Raw genomic sequence first — 11,735 nt, 5'->3', positions numbered from 1 at the left:
TCCGCATAGGAATTAGCACCGGTCATTTTCATCAATATCACTTGTTACGAATCGTATAATCTATTTTCTATTAAAAAGGCAACGGCCCTTCACTGCTTCCTCCAAAAGGATTCCCTCCCTGAGGAATAAAATCGGGAGCCGGTGGAGGCACACTTGCGGGTGAAGAATTCATTCGCGAACCAAGGATGGCTCCTTCATCGGGAGTAGGAATCACCATATCGTCTTCCGGATTCTGGAAACGGGTATATTCTCCTTTGAACCGGAGAAGCACGTCTCCCACCGCACCATTACGGTGTTTTGCAATAATGATCTCAGCCATGCCCCGCAAGTCATTCCCATGATCATCCTGATAGATCTTGTAGTATTCCGGTCGATGAATAAAACAGACCATATCGGCATCCTGTTCGATAGCACCGGATTCACGAAGATCACTCAATTGGGGACGTTTTCCTTCTATGCCTTCACGATTCTCGACACCACGATTCAACTGGGACAAGGCAATAATAGGAATATTCAATTCTTTGGCAAGCCCTTTCAACGAACGCGAGATGGTACTAACCTCTTCCTGACGACTGCCAAAAGCCATCCCACTGGCATTCATCAACTGGAGGTAGTCAATAATTATGATCTTCACATTGTGTTCGCGAACCAAACGGCGTGCCTTCGTACGAAGTTCGAATACAGACAGAGAGGGTGTATCGTCTACATAGAGCGGAGCATCTATCAAGTCTTTCAGCTTATAGTCGAGTTGCTGCCACTCGTATGCCGCAAGCTGTCCACTCTTTATTTTCTCACTTGGAATCTCGCATACATTTGAAATCAGACGATTGACCAACTGCACGTTACTCATTTCAAGAGAGAACAACGCAACCGGATTACGAAAGTTAACAGCAATGTTCCTTGCCATAGAAAGCACGAAGGCCGTTTTACCCATCGCAGGCCGGGCAGCAATAATAATGAGGTCGGAATTCTGCCAACCGGCAGTCATCTTATCCAATTTGGTATAACCACTCTCCAAACCACTCAAACCATCCGTCCGTGCAGCAGCTTTCTGAATCAATTGATACGCTTCGCTAATCACAGGGTTGATCTGCGTATAATCTTTCTTCAGATTCCGCTGGGATATTTCAAAAAGCTTACCTTCCGCCTCCTGCATCAGATCATCGACATCGAGTGTCTCGTCAAATGCTTTACTCTGGATTCCACTGGTAAAGGTGATGAGTTCGCGTGCCAAATATTTCTGCGCGATAATGCGGGCATGATATTCGATATGGGCGGAAGAAGCTACTTTACTACTCAACTGAGTAATATAAAAAGGTCCGCCTACCTCCTTCAACTCCCCTCTTTTAGCAAGTTGCTCCTTTACAGTCAGGATATCCACCGGCTTCTGGTTAACTGCAAGATCGGTGATTGCAGCATAAATCAACTGATGACGATGCTCATAAAAAGATTCCGGACGAAGGATCTCACTCACTAATGAATAAGCATCTTTCTCAATCATCAAAGCACCCAATACCGCTTCTTCCAATTCGGTTGCCTGTGGCTGTATTCGGCCATAATCAGTGACAGGTTGAGTCGCCTTAGGTTTGGTATTACGCGGGGTTCTTTTTTGTTGTTCAGCCATCTTTATACTTACAATTTAACTATTTACGAATGGAAAAATATATATCAAATCTTACTAAATGCATTCCAAACACGCTATTAACGTGAAAGGGACAACAAAGATAGAATATATTAATGAAGAATGAAGAATGAGCAATGAAGATTTTGCTAACTTTGCATAGTTTAAAAAAACGAGTAACTTCAATCGCCTATAATTAAATCGTAAATTAAGAGATGATCACATTTCCAAATGCTAAAATAAACCTCGGGCTGAATATTACCGAGAAGCGTCCGGATGGATACCACAATCTTGAAACCATTTTTTACCCTGTCCCTCTCGAAGACGCGCTGGAGATTCATGTTGCAAGTCATACCAAAGAAAAAATCACTCTGCAACAGAAAGGTATTGTCTTAGACGGGAATCCGTATGACAACCTGGTTGTAAAAGCCTACCGATTATTGGATAAAGAATTCGACTTACCACCTGTAGACATCCATTTATATAAGCGCATTCCTTGTGGCGCAGGATTGGGAGGAGGTTCGTCGGATGCAGCTTCCATGCTAAAGCTACTTAATAAAAAGTTCTCATTAGAGCTAACGGACATTGAACTGGAGAAGTATGCCGCCATGTTAGGAGCTGATTGCGCTTTCTTTATTAAAAACATCCCTACATATGCGGAAGGGATCGGGAATATTTTCTCCCCCGTTACCCTTTCATTAAAAGGTTATAAAATCATATTGGTCAAACCGGATATTTTTGTTTCAACGCGTGAAGCATTTTCCCTGATAAAGCCCCATAAGCCGGAATACTCCCTCAAAGAGCTGGCCGGTACCTCCGTACACGAATGGAAAAACAAAATGGTAAATGATTTCGAAGACAGTGTATTTCCTCAATTCCCCATTATTAAAGAGATTAAAGATGAGTTATACCGGAATGGAGCGATCTATGCTTCCATGAGCGGTTCCGGTTCCTCGGTTTTCGGACTATTCGCTCCTGAAGCTATTTTACCGGATATAAACTTCGGATCAGAAAGTTTTGTGTTTAGAGGCAGCCTATAACCAAAAACGGTACCACGACTCCCGTCGTAGTACCGTCACAACACAAACACAAAATAAAACACGACAAAACTACTATGCAATTAAACCTGTCTATACCGGGGAGGTATAAGTACCAAACCTATCTGTTCACACAGACACAAGAGGCGTCAGGCAGAATTGCTATGTATAAACAAATGGTTACACCATTTGTTTATTTCTTATATGCTAATATAAACATAATTCAAATTACTGAATCCCTCTCTCACGGAGTTTCAATTGCCAGTTCCATGCAGAACGTAAAGTATCTTCAATACTTTCAACGGCTTTCCATCCAAACTCTTTATTTGCATGTTCAGGATTCGCCCATACTTTCTCAATATCACCGGCACGACGTCCTACAATCTTATAGTTCAGCTTAACACCGGTTGCTTTTTCAAAGGCATTGATCAATTCCAATACGGATAAACCACGACCCGTACCGATATTGAACACCTCTACTTTTTCTTTTTGCTTCTGTTCAATGATCCGTTTAATAGCTATCACATGAGCTTTTGCAAGATCCACGACATTGATATAATCACGGATACAAGAACCGTCAGGAGTGTTATAATCATCACCGAACACACTCAGCTGCTCGCGAATTCCTATAGCGGTCTGAGTCAGGAAAGGAATCAGGTTCTGAGGAACGCCATTAGGCAATTCGCCCAACAATGCAGACGGATGCGCACCTATCGGATTAAAATAACGCAATAAAATTGCATTAATCGGGGCACCGGATGCTATAGTATCACGAATAATTTCTTCATTAATCTGTTTTGTATTTCCGTAAGGAGATTCGGCTTTCTTAATAGGAGCTTGTTCTGTTACAGGAAGCTCATCCGGCTGACCGTATACAGTACAAGAGGACGAGAATACAATACCGCCAACATTATGTTTAGGCATTAATTCCAATAAATTGATCAAAGAGACGAGATTGTTACGGTAATAGAGCAATGGTTTCTTAACAGACTCCCCTACTGCCTTACTTGCCGCAAAATGGATAATAGCCTTAATTCCGGGGTATTTATTAAAAACAGCGTCAAGACCTGCAAAATCCAAGCAGTCCACTTTTTCAAAAGCAGGACGTATGCCAGACACTTTTTCTATATTGTCAACAACATCAGCATTTGAATTGGAGAGATTATCGATAATAATAACTTCATATCCGCTATTTTGGAGTTCCACTACAGTGTGAGAACCAATGTATCCGGTACCACCGGTAACTAAAATTCTATCTTTCATAATTAACTAATAGTTATTTCTTATGTGTTTTGTCCTTTGTTTCACCCTGCAAATTTAATAAAATTAAATTAGAACCATACCATTCTGGAAAAAAAATCACCACAGATGACGCAGATTAACATGAAAACAGCTGAATTGCCCATGAAAACTGAGTCACCTGTGGTGATGAACCCTATTTTTAACAATGAAATCTTCTATACGACTCCGGAAAATCCCATAAACGCCATAGCCAGCAAACCGGCAGTAATCAAAGCAATCGGTGTACCTTTCATGCCTTCGGGAATCTTTACCAAGCTCATTTGCTCACGCAAACCGGCAAACAGGACAAGTGCCAATCCGAAGCCCAACGCAGTAGAAAAAGCATACACGACTCCGGTCAACAGATTATAATCTTTCTGAATAACCAGAATGGCAACTCCCAGAATGCAACAGTTGGTTGTAATCAACGGAAGAAAAACGCCCAATGCCTGATAAAGGGCCGGTGACACCTTCTTCAATATAATTTCCACCATCTGAACCAAAGCCGCAATGACAAGAATGAAAGTGATCGTTTGCAAATACGCCAAGCCAAACGCATCGAGTACGAACTTCTGGATCAGAAACGTGACTATGGTAGCTATAGTAAGCACAAATGCTACCGCAGCACTCATGCCCATTGCGGTTTCTATCTTCTTGGAAACTCCCAGAAAAGGGCAGATTCCAAGGAATTGTGACAATACGATGTTATTTACAAAGATTGCCGATATAAATATCAATATATATTCCATACTTCCTTAAATTAATTCTTCTTCAGACTATTAATCAATGCAATGAGATAACCCAACGCGATGAAAGCTCCGGGAGCCAGAACAAATACAAGCATGCCATACTCTTCCGGAAGAATCGTCAGATCGAAAACCTTCCCGGTTCCAAGAAATTCACGAACTGCTCCCAGCAAGGTCAAGGCGATTGTAAAGCCAAGTCCCATGCCCAATCCGTCGAAGAAAGAAGCTATAGGATTATTCTTTGCAGCAAAAGCTTCGGCACGTCCCAAGACGATACAGTTAACGACTATCAACGGAATGAAAAGTCCCAATGTAGCGTATAAACCGGGCACGTAAGCCTGCATCACCATTTGCAAAAGTGTCACAAATGAAGCTATCACAACAATAAACGAAGGTATACGTACCATATCCGGAATCAGATTTTTTATCAATGAGATTACAACATTGGAACAGATAAGCACGAACATCGTAGCCAGCCCCATACCCATACCGTTGATGGCAGAGGAAGTTGTTCCAAGTGTAGGGCACATACCCAACAGGAGTACAAACGTAGGATTCTCTTTAATAATCCCGTTCATCAATACTTTAAAATTATTCATATCTTAAAACTCCTTTCTTAATTAGCACTGATTGCATCAGCCGGTTCGACAACAGCTCTTTGTGAAGCTCCGGTAGTAGCATCGCCACTACCATTATATGCGGAATAAGCTGCATTCACCGCTTTCAGGAATGCACGTGAAGTAATGGTAGAAGCAGTGATGGCATCTATCTGTCCCCCGTCTTTACTTACAGTCAGCGGAGTCTCGCCCGGATTCATCCCTTTGATGCTACCTTTATTACCTTCCTTAAACCAATCCGCGGCTTTAGACCCCAATCCGGGTGTTTCGGCATGGGAAAGCAATGAGTAATTGTAAATCTTCCCTTCGGAATCAAAACCTACCAGCAGTTTGAGTTCACCGCCAAATCCCATAGAAGTGGCTTGCACGGCACTCCCGACCCATTTATCTCCCTCCTTGGCAGGATAGATGATAAAATCGACTGTTTTCTTTCCTCCTTTTTCCGAGAAAATAGTATCACTTTCTGCCACCGGATTATTATTGAACGCTGGGAGGACTTGCTTTAAGGCCTCATTAAGAGTCTTGACATTTGCCTCAGCGATCGGACCTTTTGTCAATTCGTTCACGAATGCCAGTAGAGCTACCGAAATAGCAGTTACTCCGGTCAACACCAGCAACATATTCTTTAATGATGATTCTAACTTTTTCATTTCTTCTTCGCTACCTCCCCAAAGCGTTTAGGTTTAAAATATGTATTTATTAGCGGAGTAAATGCATTCATAATCAAAATAGCAAATGACATACCTTCAGGGTAAGCACCGAACAGACGGATAATAACGGTCAACAGACCGATACAAACACCATATACCAACATTCCACTTTTGCTCATTGGGGATGTGACATAATCAGTCGCCATAAAGATGGCACCTAACATCAAACCACCGGAAAGCAGCTGAAGAACCGGAGATACATATATTTCAGGATTCACCAAATGCATAATGCCGGAAAACACAAATACAGTAACAAGAATGGATACCGGAATGTGCCAGGAAATAATCTTTTTCCATAGCATATAGATCAGTCCCAATAATAAAGCTGCTGCACTCACCTCTCCCAAACATCCTCCATTCTGACCGATAAACAAGCTTAACGTGTCGGGAAGCTGGTCGAATGCGGTCATATCTCCGTGAATTGCCTGCTTCATTAATGCAAGTGGAGTGGCAGCCGTAGTAGCATCTGTATAGGATGTAAGTTGCCCTACCACCGGCCAAGTCGTCATCTGCACAGGGAAAGAAAGTAAGAGGAACACACGTCCGGCCAATGCCGGATTGAACGGGTTGTTACCCAATCCACCGAATGACATCTTACCGACACCAATAGCAAACAAGGCTCCAAGGATAATGATCCATATAGGAAGATTGGACGGCAAATTGAATGCCAACAGCACTCCGGTGATAATAGCCGAGCCATCACAAATGGTAGTGGTTTGTCTTTTCAACAGATACTTGCCGATAGCCCACTCAAAAAAGACACATGCTGCCACAGAAGTAGCCGTAACGATGAGGGCACCCAATCCGAAAAAAGCAAGCGACACGACAAAAGCGGGAAATAGTGCAATAAGTACACCATACATATTTTTCTGAACACTGTCTCCGCTATGTACGTGAGGTGATAATGATACTATTAATTTATTTTCCATACTTTGTTATTTTTTAGCTTGACGTGCGCGAATCATGGCACCGACTTTCCCCTTGCCCAAACGGCAATAGTCAAGCAACGGGCGGTTTGCAGGACAAGTGAACTGGCAAGAGCCGCACTCAATGCAATCCATAATTCTTTCTGTTTCCATTCTTTCAAAATCTCCATTTTCCGATAATGCAGAAAGCAAATACGGTTCAAGCCCCATCGGACAAGCTCCTACGCACTTAGCACAACGGATGCAATTCTGAACATCCCCGCGCTTGGCATCTTTCTGATTCATGATGAGTATGCCGGAACTACCTTTTGCGGTCGGCACATCGGTATTCACCAACGCCTTTCCCATCATCGGGCCACCACCGATCACCTTACCGGTATCTTCGGGCAGTCCGCCACAAGCATCGATCAACTGACGCATCGGCGTCCCGATACGTGCAAGGAAATTGGACGGTTTAGCCAAAGATTTTCCAGTCACGGTGATCACACGTTCGAACAACGGTTTATTTTTCTGCACCGCCTGGTAAACGGCAAAGGCAGTACCCACATTCTGTACCACGGCACCTGTAGAGATAGGGAGTGCCCCACTAGCTACCTGACGCTTGGTTATCGCATCGATCAACTGTTTTTCACCTCCTTGAGGATATTTCACTTTCAAAGCAACCACCTCAATGCCTGCATACCGAGAAGCAACTTTTGCCATCAATTCTATTGCATCGGGCTTGTTGTTTTCAATGCCTATAAACGCTTTGTTCACTTTTACCGCCTTCATCAGGATAGAAACGCCTACCATAATCTCTTCGGCATGTTCTAGCATCAACTGATGATCTGCCGTCAAATAAGGTTCACACTCCACAGCATTGATAATAACACATTCAGCTTTGAAAGAAGGCGGAGGACACAGTTTCACCTGAGTAGGGAAACAAGCGCCACCCAGACCTACAATCCCCGCATTGGCTATTTTTTTCACAATTTCTTCAGCAGTCAGCTCACACTCCCTTACAAGAGTTTCGCTACGGTCAATGCTTTCCTCCCATTCATCTCCTTCCACATCAATAAAGATGGCAGGTTTCGCATAACCGCTCGCATCGATGACAGTATCTATTTTGGCTACTTTTCCGCTGACAGAAGAGTGAATAGCTGCCGAAACAAAACCAGCGGCTTCGGCAATCTTAGTGCCTACCTTCACAACATCACCTTTAGCCACCACCGGCTTTGCAGGGGCACCGATATGCTGCCCTAACAGAATCACCGCTTTTGCAGGAACTTCCGCTGTAATGATAGGTTGATGCGCTGAAAGTTTATTTTCGTGTGGATGAACACCACCTATTGAAAATGTCTTCAACATACAATTCTGTATTTTTATCTGTTTATATTCTGTTATTATGCCTCAGCTGCCGGAGTCGCTTTTGTTTCCGCCACTTTCGGAGCTGTCATTTTCGGAGCGTCGGTTGCAGATGCTTCATCGGCTTTTGGCTTACGGGGAGGGAAGTTCAACTCTATGATGGATCCTTGCGGACAAACTTCCACACATTTACGGCATGATTTACATTTGTTAGGATCGATATAAGCCAGATTATTTTCCAATGTAATGGCTTCGAACGGACAAGTCTTCACACACTTACCGCAACCGATACAACTTACAGTACATGCCTTACGCGCTACGGCTCCCTTGTCTTTATTAACACAGGACACATACACACGACGCGACTTTTTGCCTTTAGGACGAACCTCGATAATTGATTTCGGACAAGCTTTCACACATGCACCGCAAGCAGTACACTTGTCTTCATCCACTTCCGGCAACCCGGTTTCGGGATTCATGTGAATGGCATCGAACTGACAGGCGGACACACAGTCTCCACAGCCCAAGCAACCATAACTGCATCCAGTCTCGCCTCCATAAAGAGAAGCTACAATCGCACAACTCTTCGCACCATCATACATGTTGGTACGCGGACGGTTCGCACAAGATCCATTACATCTTACTACCGCAACCATAGGTTCGGCTTCTCCCGCATCCAATCCAAGAATCGAAGCAACTTCAGCCATTACAGGCTGGCCACCTACCGGACAAAATTTACCTTCCAGCGAACCTGCTTTCACACAAGCGTCAGCAAATCCACTACATCCCGGATAACCACATCCACCGCAATTGGCTTGTGGCAACACTTCTGAAACCTGAGCAATACGCGGGTCTTCATACACGGCAAATTTCCTGGAAGCCCCATACAAGATGGCTGCTGAAATCAGCGCAATAGCTCCCAATGAAATCACTGCAATCAGAATCAAAATCATAAATTAGTTATTTTATTGGTTTTATTTTAAATGAGAATTTCTGTTTTAATCGTGTTTTATTGAGCCATAATATATAATAATAAGGTATAAGAAGACCCAATGATATGATAGATGCATAAAGTTCATCGTCCAACACAGCCATAAATATAAAGAGGGAAAGTATAAGAATAATAAACGGAACCACAAAGGCTAGAAAGACTGCCATCACCCCCATAGAAGTCTCACCGACAACTATCACGGGCTCCCCAACCTGATAGGATGAAGCCAACGGATCAACGATATCGATTAGTTTCTCTTTACTATCTGCCGAGGAGCAATGCCCTTTGACACTGCATGACGAACAAGCCGATGTCTGGATGATTCTCACCGAAAGATGAGAGCCAGATATGTTTTCCACAATACCTCGATGCTTTATTGTATTAGCCATTTTGCAAACTGAACATTACAAATTGCGGCAAATTTAAGCATTATTTGTGAACTATGAAGCTTTCGACTGTTTTTTTCTGTTTATAAGCATATTATTTTCTAATCATCTGCAGCCATATATGGCTAAAAAAAAGGGTGTCCGCCATCGGTCACCCCTATCATTTTGCTCGTAAAAATCAAATTACCATTGATAATTAATACCAAAGCTAAGCAATTCCTTTACCTGAAAATAGCTATCGCCAGTAGTTGGTTTCGCACTGTCATCGTAACGGGCATGTACATAAAGTTTAGTAGACAGATAGCGGTTCAGGACAAAGTTTACTGTATTTTCCCATTCGACGCGCACCCATTTATAGCTGGTCAGATAATTGAGACGTGAATCCAACACAATGGAAGGAATGATGGTCCATACCAACGTTGGTTGTATTTGCGAACCGATATCATGCTTAGTAGACCTGCCCTCATCCAATCCAAATTTAGTTTCATCTACATCTTTGTTACCTACATAACGCAGATTGTAGGTCAATGGAGCCAAGAACAGAGAGAAATTAAATTTCTTCTTTTTTAGTTTATAGTCCATACCGATGCTGACAGCAAAATCGGCAGGGGCTAAAAATGCGGAAACCAATTCTTCGCTATTGGCTTTGTAACCTTTGCAAAACTGAGTTTTAAATTCAGCAGACATCGTATAATACCAGTTTTTGGCAGCCTGCAATCCCAGTTTACTATACAGTCGGAATTGATCGGTGTTTACCAAATATTTATGAAATTCATCGGACGGGGATGAGTTAAATCCAAGCTTGGCTTCCATCAGGTTTTCGAACTGCAGCTTTTCACGGTCATTATAATTAGCGAACAGTTGTAAATTGGCCAATACGGCATTGTTACTTTCGCCACCTTTATACCAGTTATCAGAGATATAGTTCTGTGTAATCTGCAACGAACCGTTACCGCCCGTTACCCACCAGTTCGGTTTGCTGATTTTCATATCGGCCTCTCCTACTTCTACATTCATCGGTTCGGTCTGGAATAAGTGCAGCACCTGAGCTTTCGGAGTAATTTTAGGTTTCACGTCTTCCCTGAAAACCTGACGGCTCATGATGCGGTCTTCTGTTGTTTTAACCAACTGGGGTGCTTTCAAATACAGATCCATCAAAGTTTCGTCCACCAACTTATTTGAGCGTTTCAGATCTGTAAAAGGGAGCGTATCGTCAGCCAATAGTTTTCCATAATCAACGGTAACTGAATCCGGCTTCTGCAACTTCCAATTTAGCGTTGAATAGTTTGCTATCGGAGAGTAATAATATGCCAGCGGTACAAACAACCGATAATATTGCGGATAATCAGGGATATAACGTTGGGGTGCAGCCGGATCATTCAAATAGTCCAACTGTCCGATGTATTTTTCGTATAAGATTGAAACCGTATCCAGTTTGTTTGTACTCGGATTCAATTTCAACAACAAATAAGGTTTCAGAGTAGCTGATAGAGTATCCGGCCTAGATATGAACACCGAATCTCTTGTATTATTCTGGCTTTTCCGCACAGGTTTTACTCCATTTTCCGCCATTACAGACGTAGAAAAAATAAGCGCTAATGCGAATGATGAAATATAAATCTTCCTCATAATTTATCCAATTTGCCGCAAAAGTACATCAAATTGTTTATATAACATAAAAAAAACGGCCTGTTTTAAATCAATAGTCCTTTAAAGGTTTCGTCACTTACACGGATACCGCAATTGCCGCAAACTTAATCCCCTGCTCCATTCCGATAACGGTGGCACTTCGTCCGGATGACGGTAGCATTGCCATAAATACCATCAGCGCGCCAGTGCAGTGATCGATTTCATCTGGCAGCGATAGTCATCTCGTAGACGTATTTCGCATACCAATGCGATGTAAATACCATAACCCTCCATGCCACATTCTTCAATAAGCTGGAGGATGTTATCGTTCGCCATGTGGCAGACAGGGAGCGGGGTAAATTGATCATTTTCATGATGAATGGGTGATTTATGGTGAAATGCTTCGTTGCATCGACCAACCGCAAAGCTATGGATTCATTACGGAAA

12 protein-coding genes are annotated in these 11,735 nt (G+C 42.8%); 1 reads left to right on the top strand and 11 read right to left on the bottom strand.

All coding sequences use genetic code 11. The features are described 5' to 3' along the window. Positions 1–70: 70 nt before the first annotated feature. Positions 71–1,624 (bottom strand): replicative DNA helicase, encoded by a 1,554-nt coding sequence (gene dnaB / locus H8744_RS13435; protein ID WP_262435323.1) that lies wholly within the window; start codon positions 1,622–1,624, stop codon positions 71–73. Between the two features lie 212 nt (positions 1,625–1,836). Here dnaB and ispE point away from each other — a divergent pair, with 212 nt between their 5' ends. Beyond that, complete coding sequence (ispE, locus tag H8744_RS13430; RefSeq protein WP_262435322.1) at positions 1,837–2,661, top strand: 4-(cytidine 5'-diphospho)-2-C-methyl-D-erythritol kinase; 825 nt, start codon at positions 1,837–1,839, stop codon at positions 2,659–2,661. A gap of 225 nt (positions 2,662–2,886) precedes the next feature. Here the strand turns inward: ispE and galE are convergent, their stop codons facing one another. The 10 genes from galE to H8744_RS19050 form a co-directional block, all read right to left on the bottom strand. Next, positions 2,887–3,921 (bottom strand): UDP-glucose 4-epimerase GalE, encoded by a 1,035-nt coding sequence (galE, locus tag H8744_RS13425; protein ID WP_262435321.1) that lies wholly within the window; start codon positions 3,919–3,921, stop codon positions 2,887–2,889. A gap of 194 nt (positions 3,922–4,115) precedes the next feature. Beyond that, a complete protein-coding gene (gene rsxA, locus H8744_RS13420; RefSeq protein ID WP_262435320.1) occupies positions 4,116–4,688 on the bottom strand; it encodes an electron transport complex subunit RsxA in 573 nt (190 codons plus the stop codon). A gap of 11 nt (positions 4,689–4,699) precedes the next feature. After that, positions 4,700–5,284, bottom strand: coding sequence for an electron transport complex subunit RsxE (gene rsxE / locus H8744_RS13415; RefSeq protein ID WP_262435319.1), 585 nt, complete (start codon positions 5,282–5,284; stop codon positions 4,700–4,702). A 17-nt stretch (positions 5,285–5,301) separates the two neighbouring features. Beyond that, positions 5,302–5,952 carry an RnfABCDGE type electron transport complex subunit G gene (locus H8744_RS13410; RefSeq protein ID WP_262435318.1) on the bottom strand — a complete coding sequence of 217 codons (651 nt, stop codon included), beginning with the start codon at positions 5,950–5,952 and terminating at the stop codon, positions 5,302–5,304. After that, positions 5,949–6,941 carry an RnfABCDGE type electron transport complex subunit D gene (locus H8744_RS13405; RefSeq protein ID WP_262435317.1) on the bottom strand — a complete coding sequence of 331 codons (993 nt, stop codon included), beginning with the start codon at positions 6,939–6,941 and terminating at the stop codon, positions 5,949–5,951. The genes H8744_RS13410 and H8744_RS13405 overlap by 4 nt, the downstream gene beginning before the upstream one ends. Positions 6,942–6,947: 6 nt before the next feature. Continuing rightward, the gene (gene rsxC, locus H8744_RS13400; protein ID WP_262435316.1) at positions 6,948–8,285 is read right to left on the bottom strand and encodes an electron transport complex subunit RsxC; all 1,338 of its coding nucleotides are present in this window, start codon (positions 8,283–8,285) and stop codon (positions 6,948–6,950) included. A gap of 35 nt (positions 8,286–8,320) precedes the next feature. After that, the gene (locus H8744_RS13395) at positions 8,321–9,235 is read right to left on the bottom strand and encodes a Fe-S cluster domain-containing protein (RefSeq protein ID WP_262435315.1); all 915 of its coding nucleotides are present in this window, start codon (positions 9,233–9,235) and stop codon (positions 8,321–8,323) included. A gap of 7 nt (positions 9,236–9,242) precedes the next feature. After that, positions 9,243–9,662 (bottom strand): SoxR reducing system RseC family protein, encoded by a 420-nt coding sequence (locus tag H8744_RS13390; RefSeq protein ID WP_305067375.1) that lies wholly within the window; start codon positions 9,660–9,662, stop codon positions 9,243–9,245. A 180-nt stretch (positions 9,663–9,842) separates the two neighbouring features. After that, positions 9,843–11,288 carry a DUF3078 domain-containing protein gene (locus H8744_RS13385; protein ID WP_262435313.1) on the bottom strand — a complete coding sequence of 482 codons (1,446 nt, stop codon included), beginning with the start codon at positions 11,286–11,288 and terminating at the stop codon, positions 9,843–9,845. 195 nt (positions 11,289–11,483) lie between these two features. After that, on the bottom strand, positions 11,484–11,582 hold the full coding sequence (locus H8744_RS19050; protein WP_369411071.1) for a hypothetical protein: 99 nt from the start codon (positions 11,580–11,582) through the stop codon (positions 11,484–11,486). Positions 11,583–11,735: the final 153 nt, after the last annotated feature.

The organism is Jilunia laotingensis (assembly GCF_014385165.1).
Lineage (GTDB): Bacteria > Bacteroidota > Bacteroidia > Bacteroidales > Bacteroidaceae > Bacteroides > Bacteroides laotingensis.
Note: the sequence above shows the minus strand (reverse complement) of the source record. Positions and strands in the feature narration are given on the sequence as shown.